Genomic DNA, 26,312 nt, shown 5'->3' on the forward strand with positions numbered 1-26,312 from the left:
CCCGACACACGGGCACCGATCACGCCGCGAGCCCGCGCAGCCGGCCCTCGTCGTGTCAGCTCTCCGCCCCCGCCTCGATCGCGATCTCGTAACGCAGTCGCTGACGCCTCGCGGGCATGACCATGCGGTCGACCTGGATCGGGCGGCCGTCGCGGTCCAGGGTGACCCGGGTCAGCCGGAGCACCGGTTCTCCCGGTGCCGTCCGGAGGGTCTCGCGCTCCTCGTCGTCCGGGTTGTCGGCCGTCACGTCCTCGCGGACGAGTGCGCCGACATGGCCCAGCGCGGCGAGCAGGGTGACGGCCCCGCCCGGAATCCTGGCGGTTCCGGCGAGACCGGTGCCGCGAGCGATGCCGACCGGGTAGTACGTGTCCGTCAACTCGTTCGGCTGATCGTCGAGAAGGATGAGACGACGGCGTACGACAACGGCCTCCCCCTCGGCCACCCCGAACACCCGCGCCACCTCCCCGGGCGCCCCCGCCTCCCCAGCGTACAGAATCCGCTGACTCCCCCGCCGCCCCTGAGCCGCCGCCTCCACACCCCACGCATCACCCTGCCCCGCCTCCCGCGGGATCAGATACGGCATCGAGACACTGACCCAACCGCTCGCGCTCATCGCGCCCTCCTGACTGCTCGGGAGCCCCCGGCATGGCCATGGCTACGACCCGCCCGGCCCGGCGGACCACCATGGATCCGCCGCCCTTCCTCGGGCTCCCGAACGAAGGCGCCGGTGCCGCCGGCCGACTGCGAGCGGTGCGCGCGGCTGGCCGAGCAGTGGACGGAAGCGAGGGCTGCCGACGACTGGTCGCGCGTCTCCGACTGCAACGTCCTCATCCGCGCCCACCACCCGAAGCGCCGAAAGGCGAGGCAATGACCGTGGACAGCCGCGAGAACACCCCCAGGAGCCCGGCCCCGCCCCACATCGAGAAACGCTGGCTCGACACCGGATCAGGCCCCGGCCACACCGTGCGGGTGGAGGTGTACGGCTGCGTCGACGAGGACCCCGAGACGGCATACCGACGCATCCTGGACCACGGAATGAACTGCCCGACATGCCGGACCCTGGACGAGGACGGCCACGCGAACGGCAACTGCGACACCGCCCGACGCCTCAACCTCGCCTGGGGAATGGCACGGCGCCGCCAGACCGCTTGAACCAACGCCTGAGCGCTTCGCTCAGTCCGTCTCCGCGACGGAGTCGGCCGCCGGTGGGTTCCGCGCGACGAAGGAGCCGAGGCCGGGTTCGGTGTAGGTGAGGCCTTCCTTGCGAAGGTTGATGAGCACCTTTTGCGCGGTGGCCGTCGCGATCCCGAACTCGGCGATGATCTGCTGGACGGAAGGCACTCGGGTGCGCGGCGGATAGGTACCGTCCGCGATCCGCTCACGGATAACCTCGGCTACCTGCCGCCAACGTGGGATGTCTGGCACGAACTGCATCACTACCCCACCATGCCGAACCGAGGACACCAGTGCGATCCCTGATAGGCCCTAGTACACTAGGGTCTACTACAGCTACAGTGGGCACGCAGAAACCCCCGCGACGGGAGCAAGCCGTCCGGGGGCGCGGCCACCAGCCGAACCAGATCGGAGCTGATGACAATGACCGACCTTATCGGTCGTCTCCTCGCGTGGATGAGCCTCGCGCTCAACCCCACCGGCGTACACCGTCGCGTCGCACCCCCCTACACACCCCCGTCCGCTCCTCCCGTACGCATCCCTCCGCCCCCAACCTCAACCCCCAACTCCCGACTCCCCGTGCACCGCAGCCCCTACGGTGTTCACGGCCTCCTCGACGGCACCGCCACCGTCGCCGTACGCCCGTACGTCATCGCCGTACCCGGTTCGCACTGGGCGCAAGAGATGGAAGTGGCGGCCTGATGGCGGCGGCGGAGGAAGGGGAGCTGCGTTTGTTGCCGTGGACGGGGGCGGGAGGCAAGCCCTGCTATCTCGTCACCGACGAGCGGGGCGGACTGGTCTCACGGCTCGCCGACACCACCGAGTCCATCCAGCTGGGCATGGGGACGGAACTTCTCAACCACGCCCGCGAATTACTGCCGAACACTCCGCATGGGGAACTCCGCTTCATCGCCGAGCGGTTGGCCGATGCGCTCGGTGACGCGCTTCGGGTGGCCGAGAGCCGTGGGCGGCGGTTGGGGCGGCTGAACTGAGGCAAGGGGTGAGGGGTGAGGGGTGGCGGGAGTTGAGGACCGTCGCCCCGCGTCCGTCGCTGCTGTTATAACCGGGCCATGATCTACCACGTCGTGTCCCTCGATGCCTGGAGCGCTCGCCCCGAGCAGCCGTACGCCCCCGTGTCGCTGTCGGAGGACGGGTTCGTGCACTGTTCTCCCGATGAGGCGACGACGCTGGCCGTCGTCAACGCCTTCTACCGGGACGCGCCGAAGCCGTTGCATGTGCTGGTGCTGGACGAGGAACGGCTGGACGCCAGGGTGGAGTTCGAGGCGGCCGACCCCGTACCGCCGCCGGGGGTCGGGGTGGAGGTGCTGTTCCCCCATGTGTTCGGGCCGCTCAACCGTGATGCCGTCGTGCGGGTCCTGGAGATCCGGTGGGACGAGGAGGGCCGCGCGGCGGGGCTGACCGCGACGAGCTAGAGCGGTCTGCGTGGTTCATATGACGGCCCACATTTCGACCCACACGACGGCCCACACGACGGTTCACATGACGGCCCACACGACGGCCCACATGACGGTTCACATGACGGTTCACATCACCAGGAACGCGAGCGTCCAGTACGCCGCCGTGATCGCGACGCCCAGGCGGATCCTTCGGCGGCGGGACCAGGCCTGGACCTGGGGGCTCTTGTTCCAGCCGTAGACGCCGGCGCCCCAGATCACGGTCATCACGAAACCGATCGGGGTCTGGGTCCAGAACCAGGCCATCACGCCGACGATGGACCCGCCGACGACATGCCCGATCACATGCTCGGCGATGCGGTCCTTCTCGTACTTCCGGGGCGCCGCCGCCTCTCCCGATGCCGACTCGCCACCCTCCTCCTCCGTCTGCCCGTCGTGCCGGTCCATGCGCCTCCCTCGCGCCGAGAGCTGGGGGTGCAACCCTCCCGATGCTCCCCGTGTCCGGGTGGACACGAACGGTGAGCGAGGTGGCGCACGGGAGCGCAAGCACGGAGCCCCGGCCCGCCGGGCGCCGGTTCCGCGGCCCCGCCTGCCTCCGATCCGCGCCCGTGCGCACATGCCGACGTCACCGGAAACGCCCAGCGGCAAGCGGCAAGCGGCAAGCGACTAGCGGCAAGCGACTAGCGACTAGCGACTAGCGACTAGCGGCAGATGAAGGTCTCCCCCGCCGAGTTCGTCACCTCTTCGCCGACGTCGTAGCAGACATCCCCCTGTTCGGGATCGCTGTCGGAGTCGGAGGCGCAGGACGATCCGATCCCCGCGATGACGGCGATGAAGACGACGGCGCATCCCAGCTGCCCCAGACAGCCGCCGATCTTTCCACCGAGACCCGAACCGCTGCCGACACCACCGCTTCCACCGCCGCTGCCGGCGCCGTGAGTGGGCATACCTGAAGCCATGGCTTCCCCCGTTCGCCATTTGCCCCTATTCGCAAGACAGTTCCTATTAGATGGCGATGAGGCGACGGAGCATCCCCTGCGGACGTCGGCGAGTTCCGCCCGGTGCGTCCCCATGGAAACAAGGGGAAGCGAGAGGGGCATGGGCCGGCAGGGGCGCCGCCCGGTGGCTGTCCGTGGCCCCCTCCCCGGATGCAGGCGTCCGCAGGGCACCAGAAAGCGTCAACAGGCCACCCCTGTTCGGCCCATCCGGTCCCGAAGGGTGCGTTTCCGGACGTTCTTCGAGGTGGTCAGGGGGAGGTGGTCAGGGGGAGAGGAGCAGCGGGAGGGGGACGCCGACGGTTCCGACCCGTCCGCTCCGTACACCTACACCTCATCCGCACGCTCCAGCGCCTCCGCCAGCACCTCCGCCAGGTGCGCCCCTCGCCTCCCCGCCAGCTGCTCCAGCTGGGTCCGGCAGGAGAAGCCGTCCGCCAGGACCAGCGTGTCGGCGGTCGCGGCCCTTACCGCCGGGAGGAGTTGGTCCTCGGCGCAGGCCACGGAGACGTCGTAGTGGCCCTTCTCGAAGCCGAAGTTGCCGGCGAGACCGCAGCAGCCGCCGCTGAGTTCGCCGGTGAGGCCGGCGGCGGTGCGCAGGCGGCGGTCGGGGGCGTCGCCCAGTACCGCGTGCTGGTGGCAGTGGGTCTGGCCGACCACCGGGCGGTCGACGGCGGGCGGGGTCCAGTGCGGGGCATGGCGTTCGAGCGCCTCCGCGAAGGTGAGGACCGAGGCGGCGAGTCTGTGGGCCCGGGGATCGTCGGGGAGCAGTTCGGGGAGGTCGGTGCGGAGCGTCGCCGCGCAGCTCGGTTCGAGGACGACGACGGGGAGGGCTGGTGGCGCAAGGTCCGGGAACTCGTCCAGCAGCCGCTGTGACGGCGGGGCCAGGAACACGTCCAGCAGGTCGAGCGTGCGGCGCAGCACCGCGCGGGCCCGGTCGAGCTGGCCCGTCGAGATGTACGTCAGTCCGCAGCAGACCCGGCCCCGCCGCAGCCCGAACTGGGCCAGGCCGAGCCTGAGTCGGGTGTGCGAGACCTCCTCGCCCGCCGCAGCCCGCCGTGCCCAGGCCGGCTTCCGCTTCATCCACAGCGTCGGCGCCACGATCACCCGGAGCCCGGCCGCCTCCAGCACCTTCAGCGCCGCCTGCCCCACGGACGGCGAGAGGTGTTCGGTGAAGGTGTCCGTCCACAGCAGCACGGTCCTGGGCGCCTCATGAGCCCTGGCCCCGTCCCCCTCGCCGTCCCCCTCGCCGTTCCCCTCGCCGTTCCCCTCGCCGTTCCCCTCGCCGTTCCCCTCGCCGTTCCCCTCGCCATCCTCATCGCCGTCCTCCCAGTCCCCACCGGCCTCGAAGTCCACGTCGGCGCCCATCTCGGCGAGCGCGTCCGCCAGTTCGGCCGGGCTGAGGGGACGGCCGCCGCCCTCACCCCTCCTCCGCCGCCGCCCCCAGAAGCCCCGACCGGCGCCCGGCACCCCACCGAACGGCCCCGGCGGCGCCCCACCGAACGGCCCTTCGACACCCCCTTCCTCCCCCGCCGCCAACCCCGCCGCCAACCCCTCGGCCTCCTCCTCCGCCTCCTCCGCCTCCTCCCGCCGCGTCTCCTCCCTGACCATCCCCGCGTACCACCGCCCGAACGGCACCCTCGCCAGCCGAGGCAGCTCCCGCTCCCCCGCGATCCCGCCCAGCCGCTTGGCGAGCGCGGCCAAGGGGCGTACTCCGGCGAGGAGGTTGACGAGGCCCGCCGTGCGCGTACGGGCGACCAGGCCGAGCCACACCGGCAGCCGGCCCATCGCGTAGTGGGCGGCGGGGCGGCGGCGCCCCGCGTAGTGGTGGTGGAGGAACTCCGCCTTGTACGTGGCCATGTCGACGCCGACCGGGCAGTCGGAGCGGCAGCCCTTGCAGGACAGGCAGAGGTCGAGCGCGTCCCGTACCTCCGAGGAGCGCCAGCCGTCGGTGACCACCTCGCCGGCCAGCATCTCGTGCAGGAGGCGGGCCCGGCCCCGGGTGGAGTGCTCCTCCTCCCCGGTGGCGCGGAAAGAGGGGCACATGACCGCTCCGGACGCCGGACTCACCTCGGTCGTACGGCACTTGGCGACGCCCACACAGCGCCGTACCGCCGCCGAGAAGTCACCGCCGTCGTCCGGGTACGCGAACTCCACCGGCACGGGCGTACGCGGGAGGACCGCGAAGCGGAGGTTCGAGTCCAAGGGGGCGGGGCGGACGAGCATGCCGGGGTTGAGGAGGTCGTCGGGGTCCCAGACACCCTTCACCTGTTCGAACAGCCGGACCATCTCGGTGCCGTACATGGTCGGCAGGAGTTCGGCGCGGGCCTGGCCGTCACCGTGTTCGCCGGAGAGGGAGCCGCCGTGCGCGGTGACCAGCTCGGCCAGTTCCTCGGAGAAGCGGCGGAAGCGGGCGATGCCCGGCGGTGTCAGCAGGTCGAAGTCGATACGGACGTGGACGCAGCCGTCACCGAAGTGGCCGTAGGGCGTGCCGCGCAGGTCGTGGGCGCGGAGCAGAGTGCGGAAGTCCCTTAGGTACGGGCCGAGTCGGGCCGGTGGTACCGCGCAGTCCTCCCAGCCGGGCCAGGCCTCGCTGCCGTCCGGCATCCGGGTCGCCGTACCGCTCGCGTCCTCCCGGACGCGCCACAGCGCGCGCCGGCCGGCGGCGTCCGTCACCACCAGGGAGTCCATGAGCGTGCCGTCGGCGCCGGCCGCGCGGACGAGCGCGCCGGCGTGCGCCCGTGCCTCGGCGGGTGTGCCGCCGCCCGTCTCCACGAACAGCCAGGCCCCGCCCACCGGGAGGCCGGTCGTCCCCGGCGGGACGAGATCGGCCGCCATGCCCTCCACCGTCAGCGGGCCGTGCGGCAGCAGACCGGGGGCCGCCTCCGCCGCCGCGCTCTCGTCGGCGTACGCCAGCACGGCGAGGGCACGCGCGCGTGGGGCCTCGACGAGGCGTACGACCGCTTCCGTGAGCACCCCGAGCGTGCCCTCGGAGCCGCAGAAGGAGCGGGCGACGTCGGCGCCCTTCTCGGGGAGCAGCGCGTCCAGGGCGTATCCGGAGATACGGCGGGGGAGGTCGGGGAAGCCGGTGCGCAGCCGGGCCAACTCGCGCTCCACCAGCGGACGGAGGCCGTCCGGTGCCCCCGCCCAGTCCTGTCCGAGCCGGCGTACGCCCCCTCTGCCCCCGATCACCGACAGCTCGCGCACACTGTCGGCCGTCGTGCCCCAGGCGACCGAGTGGGAGCCGCAGGAGTTGTTGCCGATCATGCCGCCGAGGGTGCAGCGGCTGTGGGTGGACGGGTCGGGGCCGAAGCGGAGGCCGTGCGGGGCGGCGGCCTCCTGGAGGCGGTCCAGGACGAGGCCGGGCTGCACGACCGCCGTCCGCGCGCCGGGGTCGAGGGAGAGCAGCCGGTTCATGTGCCGGGTGAAGTCCAGGACCACGCCCGTGCCCGTGGCCTGCCCGGCGATCGACGTGCCGCCGCCGCGCGCGACGACCGGGACGCCGTGCTCCCGGCAGACGGACAGGACGGCCGCCACGTCGTCCGCGTCCCGGGGCGCGACCACGCCCAGGGGCACGCGCCGGTAGTTGGACGCGTCCATCGTCGTCAGCGCGCGTGCGGTCGCACCGAAGGAGACCTCGCCGCGCACGCCCGCCGACCGCAGCGCCGCCGCCAGCGCGCCCCGCAGCTCCGCCGAACCCGCCGAACCCGTCGAACCCACCGAACCCACCGAACCCACCGAACCCGTCGAACCCACCGAACCCACCGAACCCCCGAATTCCGTCATGCGTCCCAGGATGCACCCGACCACTGACAGTGACCTTCCAGTGACGGAACGAGCGCCGTGACTCCGGCGGACAGGCGGCGCGCCGCTCACCGGGCACGTTGGCTTGATTCCGGAGAGCCAACCTGAAACCGGCCAACCCCCGTCGCGAACTCCCATATAGTGACGCCCAATTGAGCACAGATTGAGCACCAGACGTCGCTTCTCGTTCAGGGACCGACCGAGTTACCAACTCCAGGAACCGACTGAGTTACCGAGTTCAGAACCGACCGAGGACACCAGCCGATGACCGCGCCCAGCCCCCCTCGCCCACCGGGCGATCGCCCCGCCCTGCGCTCAGTCCTTCCCCTGCCCCTGGTGACCGCCCTGCTCGCCGCGGTCGCCGTCGGGGCCGCGGTCGCGTTCACCCCGCAGGCCGCGCGGCTGCCCGTCGCGGGCGGGGCGGGCGGGGCCGGGCTGCTGCTCACGGTGGCCGTCGCGGTCGCCGTGCACGCGCGCGTGTCGGTACGGCTGCTGCGCCACCGGCTGGACGCCGTCGCCCGGGACGCCGGTCTGCTGCTCCAGGAACGGGCCCGGCTGGCCGAGGAGTTCGCGCAGGAGAGGGGACGGCTGACCGAGGAGTTCGTACAGGAACGGGCCCGGATCGCGGCCGACTTCGCACGGGAACGGGCCCGGCTGACCGCGGAGTCCGACCGCGAACGCGAACAGCTGTCCGACGAACGGGACCGTACGGCCGAGGAGACCACCCAGGAACGGGTCCTGCTCACCGAACGCGCCAAGCAGGCCGAGACCGTCCGTACGGCCCTCCTCGCCGTCACCGCCAACGTGGCCGGCCGTATGCAGGCCCTCGCCACCGGCACCCTCGCCGATCTGCGGGCCATGGAGGAACGTCACGCCGACGAGGACGTCCTCGCCGACCTCCTCCACCTCGACCACCGCACCGCCCAGGCCGGGCGGCTGGCCGACTCCGTCGCCGTCCTCGCGGGCGCGCGCTCGGGCCGCCGCTGGGCGCGGCCGATCCCGATGGAGTCGATCCTGCGCGGCGCGATGGGCCGTATCGGCGCCTACCGCCGGGTCCGGCTGCACTCCTCCAGCGAGGCCGCCGTCGCCGGTCACGCCGCCGAGGGTGTCATGCACGCGCTCGCCGAACTCCTCGACAACGCGGCCAACTTCTCGCCGCCGACCGCCGAGGTCCATGTGTACGTCGAGGAGGTCCCCGCCGGCGCGATCATCTCCGTCGAGGACTCGGGGCTCGTCATGAGCGACGTACAGCTCCGGCGCGCCGAACGCACCGTGTCCGGCGAGGCGGCCGACCTCACCCACCTCACCGGTACGCGCCTCGGCCTCGCCGTCGTCGGGCGTCTCGCCCGCAAGCACGGGCTGAGGATCTCCTTCCGGCCGTCCGCGCGCGGCGGCACAGGCGTGCTGATGCTCATCCCGCAGGACGTCCTGGCGAGCACGCTCCCGACGACGGCGCCTTCCACGCATTCCTCGCATTCCTCGCATTCCGCGACGGCACGGTCGGCGAACGCCGCCCCTTCCACGGCCTCGGATTTCACGTCGGCATCGTCCCCGTCCGCGCCTTCCGCGCCTTCCGCGCCGGGGGCGTACGCTCCCGCGCAGCCGCCGCCGTACGCGGGTGTGCGCGCCCCGCGTGATCTGGACACCGAGCCGACGCCGACCCATGAGTTCCCGACGGACGCGCCCGTCGCGCCCGTGTCCGACCCGGTGGCCGACGCCTTGATCGACTCCCTGTCCGGCTACCGGACCGGACCCCCGGCACCGGCCGACGCCTCGACCGCGACGCCGATGGGCCCCGCGACGAATTCGATGCCGGGTTCGTTGCCGGGTTCGTTGCCGGGTTCGTTGCCGGGTTCGTTGCCGGGTTCGTTGCCGGGTTCAACTTCGGATTCGGCGACGGGTTCGGCCGCAGGGGCTCCGACGGGTTCTCCGGCGTACGGTTCCTCGCTGAGTTCCGAATTCGGCTCGGGCGGCCACGAGGACCCCGCCCCCTCCGACGCCCTCCCCCGGCGCCGCCGCGGCCAGTCACTCGCCGAGGCGGAGGCCCGCATCCAGGCGCAGGCCGCCGAGGCCGCCGCACGGACGGAACGGCCCGCCCGGCCCGCCGAGGACGCCAGCACCGGCGCCGTCCGCTTCAGCAGCTTCCGCCGGGCGGTACGGGGCACGAGCGGGCTGGACCAGGCGTTCGTCCAGGGAACGGCGACCGGGGACGACGCCTCCACGGGCACGCCGCTTCCGCCGGCCGCGCCGGAGCCGTCCGCCGCCGTCGACCGCTACCACCCGGCCCCGGCCGCGCCGCCCGTACCGGACGCCGCCCTGGAACCCGTACGGGATGCCGCTCCGCCCCCGGAGGCCGTACGGCAGCCGGAGTTGGAGCCGGCCCGGGAGTCCGAGTGGGGTGCCGTAGGAGCCATGGGGGGATCACCGTGGCAGTCCGGGCCCGAGCCCGAGCCCGTACGGGAGACCGCGTGGGATCCCGGACCCGTGCACGAGACCGGCTGGGAGCCCGAGCCCGCGCGGGGACGCGCCTGGGAACCGGCAGCCGCCGGGGAAGCGGCATGGACCTCGCAACCCGGCGAGGAGCCCGCGTGGACGCCGACACCCACCGAGGAACCGGCCTGGCAGCCGGGACCCGCCGGAGAGGCCAGCCCATGGGAACCCGGACCTGCCGGGGAAACCACCGTGGGGGGACCGGAACACGCCGGGGAAACCGCCGTATGGGACGCGCGCGCCGCCGGAGAGACCTCCGCTTGGGAACCGGAACACGCCGGGGAAACCACCGCATGGGAACCTCGACCCACCGGAGAACCCGCCGCACGAGACTCGCGACCCACCGGAGAACCCGCCGCACGAGACTCGCGACCCACCGGAGAACCCGCCGCACGAGACTCGCGACCCACCGGAGAACCCGCCGCACGAGACTCGCGACCCACCGGAGAACCCGCCGCACGAGACTCGCGACCCACCGGAGAACCCGCCGCACGAGACTCGCGACCCACCGGGGAAACCGCCGCACGGGAACCGCGACCCACCGGAGAACCCGGCGCATGGGAACCGGAACACGCCAGGGAAGCCGCCGCACGGAACCCGCGTCCCACCGGACAGACCACCCCATGGGAACCGCACCCCACCGGAGACCCCGCCGCATGGGAGCCGGAGACGGTGCGGGACCCGGTCGAGGACCCGGCGAAGGGCGCGGTCGGGGACGCGGCGTGGGAGGTGGATGCCTCGCGGGAGCTTTTGTGGGCGCCCGACCCCGTGCGGGAGGCGAAGTGGGAGCTCGACCCCGTACGGGAGCGGGAGCCTGCCTGGGAACCCGTAGGGGACACCCGCCCGGCCCCGGACGACGGCACCGCCTCCGCCGCCCCCTCCCACCCGGCGCCGGACCACGCCCCTGATCCGGACCCCGACCCCGACCCCGACCCTGCCGACGAGCGGCCCCCCGCCCCGGACCCGCGCACGCACCCCCACCTGGAAGGCGACCCCACCCCATGACCGGCACCGGCTTCGGCACCACCGCCGACGACAGGCTCACCTGGCTCATGGAAGGACTGCTGGAACGCACTCCGGGCGCCCGGCACGCGCTCGTCCTCTCCCGGGACGGCCTACGGCTGTGCCGTACGCCCGAGCTGTCCGTCGACCGGGCCGACCAGCTCGCCGCGATCGCCGCCGGCATCCAGTCGCTGTCCCACGGGGCGTCCCTGGAGTTCGGCGACGGCAGTGGGGGCGTGCGCTCGGCGATGGCGGAGTTCCACGGCGGGGTGCTGCTCATCGTGGAGGCGGGCGAGGGCGCGCACCTGGCCGTCGTGACGGACGAGGAGGCGGACGCCGGGCTCGTCGGCCACAACATGAGCGAGCTGGTCGAACAGCTGGGCGAGCACCTGAGCGCGAAGCCACGCCGCCCGGGGGACCCGGCCACCGGCACGACCACGACCACGACCACAACCACGGCTACGACGACGACCGCCGCTACGGCTCTGGCGCCCCGTACGTCATGAGCCGGCCCGGCAGGGACGACCTGCCCGACCGGCTGTACACGCTCACCGGGGGGCGCAGCCGCTCCGCGCCCGGGACGCCGTTCGACCTGGTGACGCTGGTGGTCGCGGAGAGCCAGCCGGCGCCGGGCATGCAGTCGGAGCATGTGGCGATCCTGCGGCTGACGGAGCGGCCGACGGCGGTGGTGGAGATCGCCGCCCAGCTGCGGCTGCCGGTGAGCATCACGAAGGTGCTGCTCTCCGACCTCCTCACGGCGGGCCGGGTCAGCGCCCGGCATCCGAACCAGGCCACGCTGGTCGATCTGGACACTCTGGAGCAGGTGCTAGTTGGACTTCGCAATCTCTGAGACCGGCGACGGCCACGCGGCGCCCCTGCCCGAGCCCGCCCCCGAGCTCTCCTACGGGCCCGCGCCCGTACCTCTCTTCGGCGCGCGTTTCCGGGGTGAACCCGCTTCCCTGTACCGGGAGTTGCGGCGGGAGCACGGGGAGGTGGTGCCCGTGCTGCTCGACGGGGACGTACCGGCGTGGCTGGTGCTCGGCTATCGGGAGCTGCACCAGGTGACGAGTGATCCGGAACTGTTCAGCCGGGACTCCGCGCGGTGGAACCAGTGGCCGCGCATTCCGGCCGACTGGCCGCTGCTTCCGGTGATCAGCCCGGAGCAGCCGTCGGTCCTCGGCACGGTCGGTGAACGGCACCGGCAGCGGGCCGCGCTGATCGAGGAGGCGCTGGAGGCGGTGGAGCCGCTCGAACTGCGCGGTCATGTCGAGCGGTTCGCCGACGAGCTGATCGACGGGGTGTGCGGGGTGGGCGCGGCCGATCTGGTGGGGCAGTTCGCGGCGCCGCTGCCCGTACGGGTCCTGGCGCATCTCTTCGGCTTCCGGGAGGAGCACGGTCCCGGGCTGGTGGCGGCGCTCAACGACATCCTCGACGGCCAGGACCGGGCGATGGCGGCCGAGGGGTATCTGCGGACGGCGATGGCCCGGCTGGTGGCGGAGCGGCGGCAGCAGCCCGGGGACGACGTCGTCTCACGGCTGCTGGCGAACGCGCGGGCGTACGAGGTGACCGTCGAGGAGGTCACCCATGACGTGATGGTGATGCTGGCGGTGGGGCACCAGCCGACGGCGGACTGGATCGGCAACTCGCTGCGGCTGATGCTGACGGACCAGCGGTTCGCGGCGTCGCTGTTCGGGGGGCGCAGCAGTGTGGCCGAGGCGATGAACGAGGTGCTGTGGGAGGACACGCCGATCCAGAACATGGCCGGTCGTTGGACGGCCCGGGACACCCGGCTCGGCGGGCGGGTCCTCCGTGCGGGTGATCTCGTCATCCTCGGGCTCCAGGGCGCCAACTCCGACCCCCGCGTCCGCACGCACGGCTCCGCGCTCACCGGTGGCAACAACGCGCACTTCTCCTTCGGCCACGGCGACCACCGCTGTCCCTTCCCGGCCCAGGAGACGGCCGAGGTCATCGCCCGTACGGGCATCGAGGTCGTCCTCGACCGCCTCCCGGACTTGGACCTCGCGATCCCCCCGACGTCCCTGACCCGCCGCGCCTCACCCTGGCTGCGGGGGTTGGTGGAACTGCCGGTGCGCTTCACACCGGGGCCGGCCCGCGGGGCTTGAACGGGTGTTCGTCCGGCCCCTGGGTTGTGTTTCGGGTGCGGGTGGGTGGGGCTTCTCGCGCAGTTCCCCGCGCCCCTGAAGAGCAGGGGCTGAGCCCCGTGCTCCTCGGGCCGAAAAAGCAGGGCGCAGCCCGCTTTTTCAGGGGCGCGGGGAACTGCGCGACCAGTCCCCACCGAATCCGCACCCGTCGACGAACGCCGTCTCATCCGACGGACCACGTTTCACCCCCCTTATGCGGAGCGCTACGCTCGCTGCCGTGGCTGATATCCAGATCCCCGCTGACATCAAGCCCGCCGACGGACGTTTCGGCGCGGGCCCCTCCAAGGTGCGGACGGAGGCGCTGGACGCGCTGGCCGCGACCGGTACCTCTCTGCTCGGCACGTCCCACCGCCAGGCCCCGGTGAAGAACCTGGTCGGCCAGGTCCGCGAGGGCATCAGCGAGCTGTTCTCCCTCCCCGAGGGCTACGAGGTCGTCCTCGGCAACGGCGGCTCCACGGCCTTCTGGGACGTCGCGACCCACGGCCTGATCGAGAACAAGAGCCAGCACCTGACCTTCGGCGAGTTCAGCTCGAAGTTCGCCAAGGCCGCGAAGCTCGCCCCCTGGCTCGCCGAGCCCACCGTCGTCTCCTCCGACCCCGGCACGCACCCGGACCCGGCCGCCGAGGCGGGCGTCGACGTCTACGCCTTCACCCACAACGAGACCTCCACCGGTGTCGCCGCCCCGCTGAAGCGCGTGGCCGGTGCCGACGAGGGCGCCCTCGTCCTGGTCGACGCCACCTCCGGCGCCGGCGGCCTGCCCGTCGACATCGCCGAGACCGACGTCTACTACTTCGCCCCGCAGAAGTCCTTCGCCTCCGACGGCGGCCTCTGGATCGGCGTCTTCTCCCCGGCCGCGATCGAGCGCGCCGAGCGGATCCACGCCTCCGGCCGTCACGTCCCGGAGTTCTTCAGCCTGCCCACGGCGATCGACAACTCCCGCAAGAACCAGACGTACAACACCCCGGCCCTCGCCACCCTCTTCCTGCTCGACCAGCAGCTGAAGTGGATCAACGGCCAGGGCGGGCTGAGCTGGTCCACGGCCCGTACGAAGGACTCCTCGACCCGGCTGTACACCTGGGCGGAGGAGAGCAAGTACGCGAGCCCGTTCGTCACCGACCCGGCCAAGCGGTCCCAGGTCATCGGCACGATCGACTTCTCGGACGAGATCGACGCCGCCGCCGTCGCCAAGGTCCTGCGCGCCAACGGCATCGTCGACACCGAGCCCTACCGCAAGCTCGGCCGCAACCAGCTCCGCGTGGCGATGTTCCCGGCGATCGACCCGGCGGACGTCGAGGCCCTCACCAAGTGCGTCGACCACGTGATCGAGAAGCTGTAACACCGTCCCGAACACCTTCTCGTACGACATCGAGGGGCGCCCGGCGCAGCCGCCGGGCGCCCCTCGTGTGTCGCACTCGCCCCTCGTGTGTCGCACTCGGCCCTCGCGTGTCGCACTCGGCCCTCAAGTCGCCGATTCCCCGGACCGGTTGGGCCGGGCGCGTCCCGGCCGCGTCACCCGCGCAACCTCTTTCGGAGCAATCTGTACGACAACTTGACCCACAACCCCATTTCGAGACACAATGTCTCACATTCGGCTCGGCGGGCCGGTCGAAACGTGCCACTTCGGCTACGGGGTCCGCCGCGCACGACGTACACATCCTTCCGGCAACGCACAGATGTGGAGAGGCAGATGTCTTCCGAAACCACGAAGAGACATGGATCGAAGATGCGGCGAGGAGGGGCGGTCGCGGTACTCATAGCGACCGTTGCCGCGCTGGTCAGCGTGTCCACGCCGGCGCAGGCCCGCGATCAGTACATCATGTACGGCCCCACCCGCCCCACCAACGGCACCAACTTCAACCCTGACATCCAGGCCCTGATGAAGGAATGCACCAGCAGGGACTACCAGGTCACGAACTCGGGAGTCGTCCCCTACGACGGCGGTTCGCGCGCCTACATCTGGTGCGCGTCCAAGCGCGGCTGACAGTCCGGCTCCACGGCGGCACGCGCCACGGACGCGCACCGACCCCCGTGTCGCTCTCGCGCCGCACCCCCCACACAGCCGGACAACGCGCTCACGCCCACGGCACCTCCTCCGCCATGCGTACGGAGACGTGGAGCAGCGCCATCGCGTCGATGACGAGCATCGTGACCCACTCGACCAGGGCCGGCGGCAGGTCGAGCGCGGCGGAATGCGGCAGCAACGCGGCTCCTGTGCCCGTCGGTCGAGACGTCGGACGCCTCCCCCCACAGCACAGGAACCTCCTGCGTTGCGCGCACCACCCGAGTCACCCGAGTCACCCGACCAGTGGCCACACCGAAAGGCCCGTCGATCAGCCCGTCGGCCGTACTCAGCCGCGGAAGCCGAGTATCCCGTGCAGGGTGGCGCCGCTGGTCGCGGTCGGTCCCTGTGTCGAGTTCAGCGTCGACTGCGCCGAAGCCTCCTGCGCGGCGGCCGGCTTCGGGTCGGCCGGCTTCTCGCAGGTGGCGTCGACCGTGCCCTTGCCGCGCGGCACCTTGCCGTTGGTGAGGTAGGTGGCCAGGTGCTTGTCGAGGCAGCTGTTGCCGCTCAGCGAGATGCCGTGGTTGCCGCCGCCCTGCTCGACGACCAGGCTGGAGTTCTTGAGCAGCTTGTGGACGGTGACACCACCCTGGTACGGGGTGGCCGCGTCGTCCGTCGCCTGGAACAGCAGCGTCGGCGGGAGCTTGGAGTTGGCGACGTTCACCGGCTTCAGGGACTTGGTCGGCCAGAACGCGCACGGCGCGTTGTACCAGGCGTTGTTCCAGGCCATGAACGGCGCCTTCTTGTGGACCGCCCAGTTGTCCTTGGTCCACTTCTTCCAGTCGCGCGACCAGGACGCGTCACGGCACTGCACCGAGGTGTAGATGCTGTAGCCGTTGTCACCGGAGGAGTCGATGGCGGCGAAGTTCTCGTACGTCTCGACCAGCGGGTCGGCGTCCTTGTCGTTCACATAGGCCGCGAACGCCTCGGCGAGGAACGGCCAGTAGCCGTTGTAGTAGCCGCCCGGGATGAACGTGTCCTCCAGCTCGGAGGCGCCCACCTTGCCGCCCGCCGGCTTCTTGGCGAGGGCCGCGCGCATGGCGTACCACTTGGCCTCGATCTTCTTCGGATCGGTGCCGAGCTTGTACGTGGAGTTGTACTTGGCGACCCACTTCGTGAACGCCTTGTGGCGCTTGTCGAAGGCGTAGTCCTGGTCGAGGTTGTCCTCGTACCAGACGCCGGTCGGGTCGACGATCGAGTCCAGCACCAGACGCCGTACGCGCGTCGGGTAGAGCTTGGCGTAGACCGCGCCCAGGTACGTGCCGTACGAGTAACCGAAGTAGTTGATCTTCTTCGCGCCGAGGGCCTTGCGGATCGACTCCAGGTCCTTCGCGGCGCTGATCGTGTTGACGTACGGCAGCACGTCCTTGTACTTCGTGCCGCAGGCCTTGGCGAAGGACTGGGCGCGCGAGACGTTCGCCTTCTCGATCGCGGCGGTGCTGGGCACCGAGTCCGGGCGCACGGGGTCGAAGTAACCCGGCTTGCAGTTCAGGGCGGGCTTGCTCTCGCCCACGCCGCGCGGGTCGAAACCGATGACGTCGTACTGCGCCGCCACCTTCTTCGGCAGCGAGGACGCGACGAACGAGGCCAGACCGGTGCCGCTGCCGCCGGGGCCGCCCGGGTTGACCAGCAGCGGGCCCTGGTACGTCTTCGAGGTGTGCGGTACGCGGGTCAGCGCCAGCGTGATCTTCTTCCCGCTCGGCTTCGCGTAGTCGAGCGGAACCTTCACCGACGCGCACTGCAGCGTCGGGGAGTTGTCCGTGGCGCACTTCTTCCAGGCGACCTTCGCGGCGGCGGCCTGGACGGTGTTGCTCGCGGCGGACGCCCCGCTGGCATTGGCGGGAACGGCACTGACCGTCCCGGCCAGGACCACGATGGCACCGCTCAACACGGCTGCGCTTCTTCTCATAGACATCTCTCAGAACGATGAGGGGGGTTCAGGTCCGCGAGGTACGCGGCCCGTGCCGCATGGTTCCGGATGAACCCGCCACACAAGCACTCATTAGACGAAGACTTGACCGAATTGAGTCATGGGATCCACTCAAGAACTTCACAGAACGGTGCACTTGAATCGATCCGGGCACCGGGCACCGGGCACCGGGACACCGGGAACCGGGACACCGGACACCGGGACGGGGGAGGGAGAATGCGCCGCATGGTCATGGTGAAGGGCGTCGACGCCCGGGGCATGCGGCACTGTGAGACGACGGCGCTGGGCGTGCTGCTGCGGCACCAGGGCCTCGACCTCTCCGAGCCGATGCTGTTCGGACTCGGCTCCGGACTGTCCTTCGTCTACTGGGACAGCAAGGCCATGGACTTCCCCTTCCTTGGCGGCCGGGTCAAACCGTTCGAGCTGACCAGGAACCTGGCCACCGCCCTCGGGCTCGATCTGACCGTCGAGGAGACCACCTCCGCGCGCAAGGCATGGCGGAACGTGGCGGCCCCGATCGACGCGGGCCGCCCTGTCGGCCTCCAACTCGACAGCTACCACCTGGACTACTTCGGCACCAAGGCGCACTTCGGCGGACACGTAGTCGCCATGTACGGCTACGACGACCGGAACGCGTATCTGGTGGACACCGCCCCGCAGGGCGGAGCCGTCACCACGAGCCTCGCCTCCCTGGCCGACGCCAGAGCCGCGCGCGGCCCCATGACCGCCCGGCACCGCTCCTTCACCCTCACGGCGCCCGACGACCCGCCGTCGCCGAGGGACCGGATCATCCCCGCGATCAAGACCTGCGCCGACGCCTTCCTGAACCCGCCCATCGCCAACCTGGGCCACCGGGGCATCCGGAAGGCCGCCGAGCGAGTACCGAAGTGGCTGCGGCGCGACGGCGATCCACGGGAGGGCCTGTGCCGCACCGCCGTCCTCATGGAACAGGCCGGCACCGGCGGCGCCCTGTTCCGCAACCTCTACCGCGACTTCCTGGCCGAGTCCACCGAACTGATCAACAGCCCCCACCTGCGCACCGGCCACACCCTCTGCACCGAGGCCGCCGCCCTCTGGACCCAGGTCGCCGCCCTCCTCGCCTCAGCGGGCGAATCCGGCGACGCGCGACTCCTGACGCAGGCCGCCTCCACCCTCCACGACCTCGCCCGCATCGAACACGACGCGATGCGAGCCCTCAGCCGGCTCTAGGGCACCGGGTCCTGCAGGGGCGCCGGGCCCGCCGGGGCACCCGGCGACCACCGAGCGCCCCCACTTCACCCCCTCTCACCTTCTCTCACCGCATCTCATGCCGTCGCTCGCCTCACGTGGCCGTACAACTCACACTCGGCGCACCTCCACCCCCGGGCGCGCCCCCGAACCCGAAGGTCGCCGAACCGCCCGCCGCCAGCGCGCCGTTGTGGGCGGCGTTGACGGCGGTGACCGTCGCCCCGCTCTGGGTGTACGACGCGTTCCACATGTTCGTGACCCGTTGGGCGCCGGGCCAGGTCCAGGTGACCTTCCAGGAAGTGAGCGCGGTCGTACCGGAGTTGGTGACCTTCACATCGGCGTTGAAGCCGCTGCCCCAGTCGCTGGTGACGGTGTAGGCGGCGGTGCAGGCGGGCGTGCCGCCGCCGGGGTCACCGGGATCGCCGGGGTCGGTCGGGTCGCCGGTCCCGGGTGGGAAGCCGGGGGCCTTGACGCTCGCCAGATAGCCGTCCTTGACCGTGTCGACCGTCTGCCAGTCGTCCTTCAGGATGCCGCCGGTGTCACCGGAGTTGGGGTTCCAGGACCAGAAGGTCCAGTGGAAGGAGTCGTTGCCGTAGGCGGAGGTCGAGCGGAGGTAGGTGACCAGGGCCGCCAGCCAGCGCTGGTCGATCGTGGACTGCAGGGTCGTACCGAATTCGCCGACCCACACCGGCGCGATGTTCTGCTTGAAGATGTAGCCCCAGTACCTGTCCCAGATCCCGGGCATGTTGGCCGGGAAGGACGGGTCGCTGAACCAGCTCTGCTGGGCGACGCTCGTGGCGTAGTCGTGGGCCGAGTAAACGACCCGGTTGGCGACATCGAGCTGTACGGGGTACTGGGCCACGCCCATCAGATTGCCGCCCCACCAGCCCGAGACACCGTTGAACGTCTGGACGCCCTCGACGAGGATCAGCAACTCGGGGTTGACGGACAGCACCGCGTTCCCGGCGCGCTGGGCGGCCAGCCGCCAGTCCCGGGCCGTGTCGCCGCAGCCCCAACAGGCGGGATCGTGGGGCTCGTTGTGGAGATCGATGCCGACGACCGTCGAGTTGCCCTTGTAACGGGTCGCCAGCGCCTTGAGGTTGGTGATCCATGTCGTCTCGGGGACGGCCGAGGTGTACCAGAGGGCCGACTGCCCCGCCGCGTCCGGGCGGTGCCGGTCGAGGATGACCTTCAGGCCGGTCTGAGCGGCGTACGCGACGATCTTGTCGAGCACCTGGAGGGAGGTCAGGCCCTGGAGGTCGGCGTTCTTGCCGTCGGAGTAGTTGACGCTGTCGGGCATGGTGCCGGGCTTGAGGATGTCGTCGCTGTAGGGCATCCGGATGGTGTTGTAGCCCAGCGACTTCATCTGGTCGATCATGCTCTTGTAGTCACGGGACCAGAGGCCGTGGGTGACGTGGTTGGCGGTCTCGAAGCCGAACCAGTTGATCCCGGCGATCCGGACCGACTGCCCGTTCGCGTCCAGGATCTGCCGACCGCTGGTACGCCAGTAACCGGCACCGGCAGCCGCCGCACCGACGTCCGCTCCCGCCCCCGCTCCGACATCAACTGCCGCGTCGACATCCGCCGTCGCGGCCCGCGCCGCCGCGCTCGCCGGGTGCGCGCCGCCGGCCAGCGGCAGCGCGAGCACGGCGGCGGTCGCGCACAGCGCGCCCAGGGTTCTCCGTAAGCTGCGGAACATTTCGCTGCTTCCTCCTCGGGACCCCGGGCCCGGAACCGGTGGGAGCGCTCCCACCACCCGTACCCCCCATGGAAGACAGGTCGCATGAACACGTCAAGGCGTACGGCGCCACCTGATACACCGGACGCCCCGACGCATGGCCATGACGACCCGCGTCACCGGCTCAGCTTCTGGAACCTCCGCACCGCCAGCGGCAGGAAGACCAGCGTCAGCACCAGCGGCCACACCCCGGCCATCAGCAGCGCGTTCTGCTCGACCCAGGAGTCCCCGCCGCCGACCGGCGTCCCGAACAACTCGCGGCTCGCGGCGGCCGTGGAGGAGATCGGGTTCCACGCGGCGATCCAGCCCAGCCAGTCGGGCATCAGCTGCGGGGCGACGTAGATGCTGGAGATCATGGTGAGCGGGAAGGCGACCGCGAACAGACCGCCCGCCGCCTCCGGGTTGGGGACCATCAGACCCAGCCACACCCCGATCCAGATCAGCGCGAAGCGGAGCCAGAGCAGCAGCCCGAACGCGCCCAGGAAGCCGGGGCCCGCGTCGGGGCGCCAGCCCATCGCGAAGGCCGTCAGCATCATGATGGCCAACTCGGCGCAGGCGGCGAGGAGATCGGTCACCCCTCGCCCCGCGACCACCGCCGAGGGCGCCATCGGCATGGAGCGGAAACGGTCGATGACCCCCTTGGTGGAGTCGTAGACCACCAGGGTCGCGGTGTTGATGAACCCGAAGGCCATCGTCATCACGAACATGCCCGGCATCAGGAAGTCCCGGTAGTCCCCGCCCCCGGGCACCTTCATGGCACTGCCGAAGACATAGCCGTACAGCAGCACGGACAGGATGGGAAAGCCCAACTGCCATGCGATGTTGACCGGTTGGCGCTGGTAGTGGGTGAGGCCCCGGCGGACGACGTTCCAGACGTCGGCGAGCAGCCAGTACGTACGCCCGCGCGTACCCGACACCTCCAGATCGACGACGCTCATACGGCGGCCCCCTCAATCTCAGTACCTTTGCCGGTCGCGTTCTTGCCGGTCGCGTTCTTGCCGGTCGCGTTCCCGTCGGCCGTGTTCCCGTCGGCCGTGTTCCCGCCGGTCGGCCGTTCCGTGCGGTGGCCCGTCAGGCGCAGGAACACGTCGTCCAGGCTGGGCCGGCGCAGGCCGATGTCCTCGACCCGTACGCCCTCGTCCTGGAGGGTGCGGGCCACCTCGGTGAGGGCCGAGACGCGGTCGGTCACGGGCGCGTGCACGCGCAACTCCGTGTCGTCGGACTCCGGTTCACCGTCCGAGACCCGGGCGACGACCTTCACCGCGCGCGGGATGTCGGCGCGCTCGGCGACGACGACCTCGATACGGTCGCCGCCGACCGTGCTCTTCAGCCCGTCCGGGGTGTCGTCCGCGATGGCCCGCCCCTGGTCGATCACGGTGATGTGCGAGGCGAGCCGGTCGGCCTCCTCCAGATACTGCGTGGTGAGCAGCACGGTCGTGCCGCCCGCCACCAACGCCCGTACGGATTCCCAGACTTCGCCCCGGCTGCGCGGGTCGAGGCCGGTCGTCGGCTCGTCCAGGAAGAGGACGGCCGGGGCGAGGATCATCGAGGCGGCGAGGTCGAGCCGCCGCCGCATACCGCCGCTGTACTTGCCGACGCCCTTGTCGGCGGCGTCGGTGAGATCGAACTGGTCGAGCAGCTCGACGGCCCGCAACTTGGCCCGCTTCCCGCCCAGATGGAACAGCCGGCCGAACATCTCCAGGTTCTGACGCCCCGTCAACACCTCGTCCACGGCCGCGTACTGACCGGTGAGGCCGATCCTGGCGCGCACCTCGCGCGGGTGCGCAGCCACGTCGAGACCGGCCACCGTCGCCCGGCCGCCGTCCAGCCGCAGCAGCGTGGAGAGGATGCGTACGGCGGTGGTCTTGCCCGCGCCGTTCGGGCCGAGCAGGCCGTGCACCGTGCCCGCGCGGACGGTGAGGTCGAAGCCGTCGAGCGCGCGCTTCTCCCCGTACCGCTTCTCCAGCCCTTCCGCCCGCACCGCGTATCCGTCGCCGCCCCCGGCTCCGCTTCCGTCGTTTCCTTCGTTTCCGGCGCTTCCGTAGCTCATGGTTCCCCCTATCTCCTTAATTGGGTACACCGTACCCGATTGCGCGTACGACGTACCCAGTTTTTTCGCGAGGACCTAAACTCGGGGCCATGACAAGGGGCAAGGGCGGTACGGGCGAGGGCGCACGCGGCCAGGGCGCGCGCGGCGACGGTAGGGAGGCCAGCGGCAGCGGTGACATCGTGCGCACCCTCCAGCTGCTGTGGGACACCGGCCGACGGCCCAGCCGCGGCCCCAAGCCGGCGCTCACCCTGGACCGGATCGTGGAGGCGGCCGTCCAGGTCGCCGACGCGGAGGGGCTGCACGCCCTGTCGATGCGCCGGGTGGCCACCGAACTCGGCACCGGCGCCATGTCCCTGTACCGCTACCTGCCCGGCAAGGCCGAACTGCTGGACCTGATGCTCGACCACGTCCAGCGGCCCTCCGGGAACCCCGCCGACCTGGGCGACGGAAGCTGGCGCTCAGCCCTGGAGGCGATGGGGCGCGCGACCCTCGCCCTCTACCGCCGCCACCCCTGGCTGCTCCAGGTCAACCAGTCCCGCCCGGTCCTCGGCCCGAGCGCCCTGGACGGCATGGAGAAGGTGCTCTCCCGTATCAAGTCGACGGGGCTGACCGACCCCGAGCTGATCTCCGCGATCATCGCCGTGGACGGCTATGTCGTCGGCGCCGCCCGTACGCAGCTCTACCAGCAGGAGGCGGAGCACCGGTCGGGCCTCACCGACGCGGAGTTCTGGCAGGCCCAGGCGCCCTTCCTCACCGAGCTGATGACCTCCGGCCGCTACCCCCTGCTCGCCGGCCTCTCGGAGGACGCCTTCGGCGCGGACTTCGACCACTTCGAGTTCGGCCTCCAGCGCATCCTGGACGGACTGGAGGTGTTCGTCGGCCGACGGGCCACGGACGCGGCCACGGACGCGGACGCGGACGCGGAGGGGTGACTCACGACGACGGCCGACTCATCACCACGGCCGGCTCACGATGACGACGGGCGGCTCACGATGACGACGGGCGGCTCACGATGACGACGGGCGGCGGAGCAGCCGCTTGAAGCCCCATACGACGACGACCGTGCCGGCGACGGCGAGCGCGCCGACCTTGAAGGTGGAGCCGGTGCCGTCGCCGCCCGCCGCGCCGGTGCCGGAGCCGCTCCCGTCGGAGGAGCCGGAGGACGAACCGGAGCCGCCGCTCCCGGAGCCGCCGCCGGGGACGTCCCGGGCGACGACCGAACTGCCCGACCCCTCACTGCCGTACATGATCTTCGAGCCGTCGGTCTCGAAGGTCACCGACTCCCCCTGCCGCTGCAACGGCACGCTCAGCTGCTCGACCTTCTTGATCTTGCCGCCGTTCCAGTCGTAGAGGATGCCGCCGAAGTAGGCGCGCAGGGCGAGTCGCTTGCCGTCCGGCGAGAACGCGCCGTCGGTGACCTCCAGATCGGGCACGGAGTCGATCTTCTTGAAGACGTTGGTGTCGGAGGCCGACAGCTCGGCCGGCCCCTCGTACAAGGACCCGCCCGCCTCGTTCTTGTCGGCGATGTAGACCCGCCCGGTCTTCGGATGCACCATCAGCGCCTCCGCGTCCCGCGCCCCGTCCTCGTACTTGACGACGTACTGCGTGGCCTTGACCGTCTGGTCCTTCAACTCCTTGGGCTCCGGCAGCTCGTAGATCCACACGTACGCCCAGGTACCGCCGAGGTTGTCGCCGATGTCGCCGACGTAGAGCTTGTTGTCCGGGCCCATGGAGATGGCCTCGACGTCACGGGGGGTGCCGACGCCCGTCATGGTGACCGTGGCGACCGTCTCGCCCGTCTCGCTGTCGACGGCGTAGAGGAACGCCCCGTCGTCGCTGTCGTTGTGGGTCCAGTAGACCCCGGGGTGCTGACGCGACGCGGCGAGACCGCTCGACTCGGTGATCCGCGAGTCCTTCATCGTGAACCCGTCGTCGTCGGCGACCGCGGGCGCGGCCGGGAGAGCGGCGAGCAGGACCGCGGCGAGACCGGCGAAGCCGGCGCGGAGGCGGCGGCGGAGGGGAGGGAGGGGGCGACGGCGCATGGGCCCAAGCCTGCCATCTCGCTCCGCTGGGTGGGGGTGGGGAGCGCCGTGGGGGGTCGGGTGCGTTGTCGGGTGCGGGTTCGGTGGGGGCTGGTCGCGCAGTTCCCCGCGCCCCTGAAAAGCAGGGGCTGCGCCCCATGCTTTTCGTCCCGAAAGGGCCGTAGGCCTCTTTCAGGGGCGCGGGGAACCGCGCGAGAAGCCCCACCGAACCCGCAACCGACAACGCACCCGCCCCCATGAGGCGCACGTGGCCAGGTTCACAACGCTCAGTGGGCCGCGCCCGCCTACCAGCCGGTAGCGATCGTTCATGATGAGCGCATGCTCAGGTTCATGCCCGTAGGCGACTCCATGACGATCGGAAGCGCCGGCGAACACACATGGCGCTTCCGGCTCTGGCAGCACCTGCGCACGACGTACGACGGCCCGTTCAAGATCGTGGGCCCGCGCGAGACGCTCTACGACAAGGCGCTGGACGCCCCCACGTCGTACGAGTACGCCGACACCGACCCGCGTTTCCCCCGCGCCCATCTCGCGGGCTGGGGCGAGGGCTGGCTGCACATGGCCCCGCTGATCGCCGACGCGGTCCGCCGCCAGCGGGCCGACGTCCTCCTCGTCTCCCTCGGCCTCATCGACCTCGGCTTCTACACGAACGCCGAGCAGACCGCCGAGAACACCCGCCGCTTCGTCGAGGCCGCCCGCGAGGCGAACCCGCACGTCCGCATGGTCCTCCTCCCGGTCACCCCGAACGTCCGCGCCGAGACCGACGCCCCCTTCGCCGCGCAGGTCGCCCGCTTCAACGAACTCCTCGCCAAGACCGCCGCCGACCTCGACGAACACCGCTCCCCCCTGCTCCTGGCCTCCCCGCCCCCGGCGTACGACATCCACTGGGACACCTACGACGGCACCCACCCCAACGCCTCCGGCGAACACAAGATCGCGTCGACCTTCGCCAACGCGATGCACGAGGCGTGGGCGCTCGGAGGCCCGTACGAACAGGCGTAGCCGCGACGACCACCGCCCCGCGCGTCCCGCGCCCGTTCCCCTCCCCCCGTCGTGCTCTCCCGATCGGTGACTTGATCGGTGACTTGATCGGCCACCTCCCACCCGCTTGGATGACCCGGTCGAACGGCACGTCGGCGAACGCGGGGCGGGGTGGGTATGGCGACGCGAGCGGAGCGGGACCGTGGGCTGGGGCCGGAGTTCCGCCGGCTGTGGGTGGCGTACACGGTCAGCGCGTTCGGTACGCGGCTGTCGTTCGACGCGTTTCCCCTGATCGCCGTGCTGGTCCTGCACGTCGGTCCGACGCAGGTCTCCGCGCTGGCGGCGACCGGTCTGGCGGTGGGGGCGGCGGTGGCCGTACCGCTCGGCCCCTGGGTGGAGTTCCGCCGCAAGCGCCCGGTGATGATCACGATGGACCTGGTCCGCTGTGCCGCCCTGCTGACCGTCCCGGTGGCCTACGCCCTCGATCTGCTCACCTTCCCCCAACTCCTCCTGGTCTCCGTGGTGGTGGCCGTCGCCGACATCACCTTCACCGCGGCGAGCGGTGCCTTCCTGAAGTCGCTGGTCCCGCCGGAGCACCTCGTGGCCGCCAACGGCCGTTTCGAGGCGACGACCTGGACCACGACCATGCTCGGCCCACCTCTCGGCGGCGCCGCGATGGGCGTCTTCGGCCCGGTCGTCACCCTGCTGATCGACGCCACCAGCTACCTCCTCTCAGCAGCGGGCATCCGAGCGATCGGCCGCCCCGACGACCAGTCCGACACCCCCGCGACCGCCCCACCGGGGCCCGTCACGAAACGGACAGAACCCCTCGCCAAGCCGGGGGAGGAGGCGACGGCGGGAGCGGGCGCGGCGACGGGGGCGGGAGGGGCGGCGGGGGCGGGAGGGGCGGCGGAAGCGGGAGCGACGACGGGGGCGGGCGCAACAGCGAAAGCGAGCGCGACGACGGAAACGAGCGCGACAGCGAAAGCGGGAACGGCGACGGGGGCGGGCGCAACAGCGAAAGCGAGCGCGACGACGGAAGCAGGCGCGACAGCGAAAGCAGGCGCGACGACGGAAGCAGGCGCGACAGCGAAAGCGGGGGCGCAAGCAAACGCGGCAGCCGGGACGCAAGCAAGCCCGGCAGCCGGGGCGCAAGCAGGCGCGGCAGCGGGAACAGGCGCCGCAGCGGGAACAGGCGCCGCAGCAAACGCGAGCGCGGCGACGGTGGCGCCGACGAACCGCTCCCC

The 26,312-nt window shown here is 71.4% G+C and carries 24 protein-coding genes and 1 pseudogene; 14 read left to right on the forward strand and 11 right to left on the reverse strand.

Going from position 1 to position 26,312, the window contains the following annotated elements:
• Positions 1–55: 55 nt before the first annotated feature.
• Positions 56–613, reverse strand: a complete 558-nt coding sequence (locus F9278_RS20945) for a GntR family transcriptional regulator (protein ID WP_152169725.1) — start codon at positions 611–613, stop codon at positions 56–58.
• A 254-nt stretch (positions 614–867) separates the two neighbouring features.
• On the opposite strand from F9278_RS20945, the gene F9278_RS20950 reads away from it, so the two are divergent.
• Entirely contained in the window at positions 868–1,152 is a 285-nt protein-coding gene (locus F9278_RS20950; RefSeq protein WP_152169726.1) for a hypothetical protein, read from the forward strand.
• Between the two features lie 21 nt (positions 1,153–1,173).
• Here F9278_RS20950 and F9278_RS20955 read toward each other — a convergent pair whose 3' ends face one another.
• Positions 1,174–1,434: a GntR family transcriptional regulator gene (locus F9278_RS20955; protein ID WP_152169727.1), complete on the reverse strand. Its 261-nt coding sequence runs from the start codon at positions 1,432–1,434 to the stop codon at positions 1,174–1,176.
• A 318-nt stretch (positions 1,435–1,752) separates the two neighbouring features.
• Between F9278_RS20955 and F9278_RS48205 the strand changes: the two genes are divergently transcribed.
• The 3 genes from F9278_RS48205 (at position 1,753) to F9278_RS20965 (ending at position 2,606) form a co-directional block, all read left to right on the forward strand.
• Positions 1,753–1,875 (forward strand): hypothetical protein, encoded by a 123-nt coding sequence (locus tag F9278_RS48205; protein WP_264300174.1) that lies wholly within the window; start codon positions 1,753–1,755, stop codon positions 1,873–1,875.
• Complete coding sequence (locus tag F9278_RS20960) at positions 1,875–2,165, forward strand: hypothetical protein (protein ID WP_152169728.1); 291 nt, start codon at positions 1,875–1,877, stop codon at positions 2,163–2,165. The genes F9278_RS48205 and F9278_RS20960 overlap by 1 nt, the downstream gene beginning before the upstream one ends.
• Before the next feature lie 78 nt (positions 2,166–2,243).
• The gene (locus F9278_RS20965) at positions 2,244–2,606 is read left to right on the forward strand and encodes a DUF952 domain-containing protein (protein WP_152169729.1); all 363 of its coding nucleotides are present in this window, start codon (positions 2,244–2,246) and stop codon (positions 2,604–2,606) included.
• A 111-nt stretch (positions 2,607–2,717) separates the two neighbouring features.
• Here the strand turns inward: F9278_RS20965 and F9278_RS20970 are convergent, their stop codons facing one another.
• From F9278_RS20970 to F9278_RS47210, 3 genes are all read right to left on the reverse strand, one after another.
• Complete coding sequence (locus F9278_RS20970) at positions 2,718–3,035, reverse strand: hypothetical protein (RefSeq protein WP_152169730.1); 318 nt, start codon at positions 3,033–3,035, stop codon at positions 2,718–2,720.
• Between the two features lie 254 nt (positions 3,036–3,289).
• Entirely contained in the window at positions 3,290–3,535 is a 246-nt protein-coding gene (locus tag F9278_RS20975) for a hypothetical protein (RefSeq protein WP_152169731.1), read from the reverse strand.
• Positions 3,536–3,910: 375 nt separating this feature from the next.
• On the reverse strand, positions 3,911–7,366 hold the full coding sequence (locus F9278_RS47210) for an FAD-binding and (Fe-S)-binding domain-containing protein (RefSeq protein WP_404818930.1): 3,456 nt from the start codon (positions 7,364–7,366) through the stop codon (positions 3,911–3,913).
• A 282-nt stretch (positions 7,367–7,648) separates the two neighbouring features.
• Between F9278_RS47210 and F9278_RS48490 the strand changes: the two genes are divergently transcribed.
• The 6 genes from F9278_RS48490 (at position 7,649) to F9278_RS21025 (ending at position 15,019) form a co-directional block, all read left to right on the forward strand.
• Positions 7,649–10,879 carry a sensor histidine kinase gene (locus F9278_RS48490; RefSeq protein ID WP_319023112.1) on the forward strand — a complete coding sequence of 1,077 codons (3,231 nt, stop codon included), beginning with the start codon at positions 7,649–7,651 and terminating at the stop codon, positions 10,877–10,879.
• A complete protein-coding gene (locus F9278_RS21005) occupies positions 10,876–11,382 on the forward strand; it encodes a roadblock/LC7 domain-containing protein (protein WP_152169732.1) in 507 nt (168 codons plus the stop codon). Before F9278_RS48490 ends, F9278_RS21005 begins: the two co-directional genes overlap by 4 nt.
• Positions 11,379–11,726, forward strand: a complete 348-nt coding sequence (locus F9278_RS21010) for a DUF742 domain-containing protein (RefSeq protein ID WP_152169733.1) — start codon at positions 11,379–11,381, stop codon at positions 11,724–11,726. Before F9278_RS21005 ends, F9278_RS21010 begins: the two co-directional genes overlap by 4 nt.
• A gap of 25 nt (positions 11,727–11,751) precedes the next feature.
• Positions 11,752–12,999, forward strand: a complete 1,248-nt coding sequence (locus F9278_RS21015; RefSeq protein WP_152173998.1) for a cytochrome P450 — start codon at positions 11,752–11,754, stop codon at positions 12,997–12,999.
• Between the two features lie 256 nt (positions 13,000–13,255).
• A complete protein-coding gene (gene serC / locus F9278_RS21020; RefSeq protein ID WP_152169734.1) occupies positions 13,256–14,374 on the forward strand; it encodes a phosphoserine transaminase in 1,119 nt (372 codons plus the stop codon).
• A gap of 387 nt (positions 14,375–14,761) precedes the next feature.
• On the forward strand, positions 14,762–15,019 hold the full coding sequence (locus tag F9278_RS21025) for a hypothetical protein (RefSeq protein WP_193241564.1): 258 nt from the start codon (positions 14,762–14,764) through the stop codon (positions 15,017–15,019).
• A 91-nt stretch (positions 15,020–15,110) separates the two neighbouring features.
• On the opposite strand, the gene F9278_RS48210 is transcribed toward F9278_RS21025, so the two are convergent.
• Together F9278_RS48210 and F9278_RS21030 are read right to left on the reverse strand one after the other, a co-directional pair.
• Entirely contained in the window at positions 15,111–15,239 is a 129-nt protein-coding gene (locus F9278_RS48210; RefSeq protein WP_264300175.1) for a hypothetical protein, read from the reverse strand.
• A gap of 147 nt (positions 15,240–15,386) precedes the next feature.
• Positions 15,387–17,006, reverse strand: coding sequence for an alpha/beta hydrolase (locus F9278_RS21030; RefSeq protein ID WP_152169736.1), 1,620 nt, complete (start codon positions 17,004–17,006; stop codon positions 15,387–15,389).
• Between the two features lie 246 nt (positions 17,007–17,252).
• Between F9278_RS21030 and F9278_RS21035 the strand changes: the two genes are divergently transcribed.
• Entirely contained in the window at positions 17,253–18,236 is a 984-nt protein-coding gene (locus tag F9278_RS21035; protein ID WP_152173999.1) for a BtrH N-terminal domain-containing protein, read from the forward strand.
• Positions 18,237–18,348: 112 nt separating this feature from the next.
• Here the strand turns inward: F9278_RS21035 and F9278_RS21040 are convergent, their stop codons facing one another.
• The 3 genes from F9278_RS21040 to F9278_RS21050 form a co-directional block, all read right to left on the reverse strand.
• Positions 18,349–19,953 (reverse strand): cellulase family glycosylhydrolase, encoded by a 1,605-nt coding sequence (locus F9278_RS21040; protein ID WP_152169737.1) that lies wholly within the window; start codon positions 19,951–19,953, stop codon positions 18,349–18,351.
• A 155-nt stretch (positions 19,954–20,108) separates the two neighbouring features.
• The gene (locus tag F9278_RS21045; protein ID WP_152169738.1) at positions 20,109–20,930 is read right to left on the reverse strand and encodes an ABC transporter permease; all 822 of its coding nucleotides are present in this window, start codon (positions 20,928–20,930) and stop codon (positions 20,109–20,111) included.
• The gene (locus F9278_RS21050; protein WP_193241565.1) at positions 20,927–22,042 is read right to left on the reverse strand and encodes an ATP-binding cassette domain-containing protein; all 1,116 of its coding nucleotides are present in this window, start codon (positions 22,040–22,042) and stop codon (positions 20,927–20,929) included. The genes F9278_RS21045 and F9278_RS21050 overlap by 4 nt, the downstream gene beginning before the upstream one ends.
• Positions 22,043–22,131: 89 nt before the next feature.
• On the opposite strand from F9278_RS21050, the gene F9278_RS21055 reads away from it, so the two are divergent.
• Complete coding sequence (locus F9278_RS21055) at positions 22,132–22,974, forward strand: TetR/AcrR family transcriptional regulator (RefSeq protein WP_152169739.1); 843 nt, start codon at positions 22,132–22,134, stop codon at positions 22,972–22,974.
• A 75-nt stretch (positions 22,975–23,049) separates the two neighbouring features.
• Here the strand turns inward: F9278_RS21055 and F9278_RS21060 are convergent, their stop codons facing one another.
• Positions 23,050–24,084, reverse strand: a complete 1,035-nt coding sequence (locus tag F9278_RS21060) for a WD40 repeat domain-containing protein (protein WP_152169740.1) — start codon at positions 24,082–24,084, stop codon at positions 23,050–23,052.
• A gap of 318 nt (positions 24,085–24,402) precedes the next feature.
• Here F9278_RS21060 and F9278_RS21065 point away from each other — a divergent pair, with 318 nt between their 5' ends.
• On the forward strand, positions 24,403–25,086 hold the full coding sequence (locus F9278_RS21065) for a GDSL-type esterase/lipase family protein (RefSeq protein WP_152169741.1): 684 nt from the start codon (positions 24,403–24,405) through the stop codon (positions 25,084–25,086).
• Positions 25,087–25,242: 156 nt separating this feature from the next.
• A pseudogene (locus tag F9278_RS48745) lies at positions 25,243–25,863 on the forward strand (MFS transporter); the annotation flags it as partial.
• Positions 25,864–26,312 lie beyond the last annotated feature (449 nt).

It is taken from the genome of Streptomyces phaeolivaceus (assembly GCF_009184865.1).
GTDB lineage: Bacteria > Actinomycetota > Actinomycetes > Streptomycetales > Streptomycetaceae > Streptomyces > Streptomyces phaeolivaceus.

What these genes read in the sequence shown, in the direction of transcription:
- F9278_RS20970 (WP_152169730.1), bottom strand. Translation starts at nt 3,035, where the DNA reads ATGGACCGGCACGACGGGCAGACGGAGGAGGAGGGTGGCGAGTCGGCA.
- F9278_RS21055 (WP_152169739.1), top strand. Translation starts at nt 22,132, where the DNA reads ATGACAAGGGGCAAGGGCGGTACGGGCGAGGGCGCACGCGGCCAGGGC.
- F9278_RS21010 (WP_152169733.1), top strand. Translation starts at nt 11,379, where the DNA reads ATGAGCCGGCCCGGCAGGGACGACCTGCCCGACCGGCTGTACACGCTC.
- F9278_RS20965 (WP_152169729.1), top strand. Translation starts at nt 2,244, where the DNA reads ATGATCTACCACGTCGTGTCCCTCGATGCCTGGAGCGCTCGCCCCGAG.
- F9278_RS21045 (WP_152169738.1), bottom strand. Translation starts at nt 20,930, where the DNA reads ATGAGCGTCGTCGATCTGGAGGTGTCGGGTACGCGCGGGCGTACGTAC.
- F9278_RS21035 (WP_152173999.1), top strand. Translation starts at nt 17,253, where the DNA reads ATGGTCATGGTGAAGGGCGTCGACGCCCGGGGCATGCGGCACTGTGAG.
- F9278_RS21040 (WP_152169737.1), bottom strand. Translation starts at nt 19,953, where the DNA reads ATGTTCCGCAGCTTACGGAGAACCCTGGGCGCGCTGTGCGCGACCGCC.
- F9278_RS21025 (WP_193241564.1), top strand. Translation starts at nt 14,762, where the DNA reads ATGCGGCGAGGAGGGGCGGTCGCGGTACTCATAGCGACCGTTGCCGCG.
- F9278_RS20975 (WP_152169731.1), bottom strand. Translation starts at nt 3,535, where the DNA reads ATGCCCACTCACGGCGCCGGCAGCGGCGGTGGAAGCGGTGGTGTCGGC.
- F9278_RS20950 (WP_152169726.1), top strand. Translation starts at nt 868, where the DNA reads ATGACCGTGGACAGCCGCGAGAACACCCCCAGGAGCCCGGCCCCGCCC.
- F9278_RS20945 (WP_152169725.1), bottom strand. Translation starts at nt 613, where the DNA reads ATGAGCGCGAGCGGTTGGGTCAGTGTCTCGATGCCGTATCTGATCCCG.
- F9278_RS21005 (WP_152169732.1), top strand. Translation starts at nt 10,876, where the DNA reads ATGACCGGCACCGGCTTCGGCACCACCGCCGACGACAGGCTCACCTGG.
- F9278_RS21065 (WP_152169741.1), top strand. Translation starts at nt 24,403, where the DNA reads ATGCTCAGGTTCATGCCCGTAGGCGACTCCATGACGATCGGAAGCGCC.
- F9278_RS20955 (WP_152169727.1), bottom strand. Translation starts at nt 1,434, where the DNA reads ATGCAGTTCGTGCCAGACATCCCACGTTGGCGGCAGGTAGCCGAGGTT.
- F9278_RS20960 (WP_152169728.1), top strand. Translation starts at nt 1,875, where the DNA reads ATGGCGGCGGCGGAGGAAGGGGAGCTGCGTTTGTTGCCGTGGACGGGG.
- F9278_RS48490 (WP_319023112.1), top strand. Translation starts at nt 7,649, where the DNA reads ATGACCGCGCCCAGCCCCCCTCGCCCACCGGGCGATCGCCCCGCCCTG.
- F9278_RS21030 (WP_152169736.1), bottom strand. Translation starts at nt 17,006, where the DNA reads ATGAGAAGAAGCGCAGCCGTGTTGAGCGGTGCCATCGTGGTCCTGGCC.
- F9278_RS47210 (WP_404818930.1), bottom strand. Translation starts at nt 7,366, where the DNA reads ATGACGGAATTCGGGGGTTCGGTGGGTTCGGTGGGTTCGACGGGTTCG.
- F9278_RS21060 (WP_152169740.1), bottom strand. Translation starts at nt 24,084, where the DNA reads ATGCGCCGTCGCCCCCTCCCTCCCCTCCGCCGCCGCCTCCGCGCCGGC.
- F9278_RS21050 (WP_193241565.1), bottom strand. Translation starts at nt 22,042, where the DNA reads ATGAGCTACGGAAGCGCCGGAAACGAAGGAAACGACGGAAGCGGAGCC.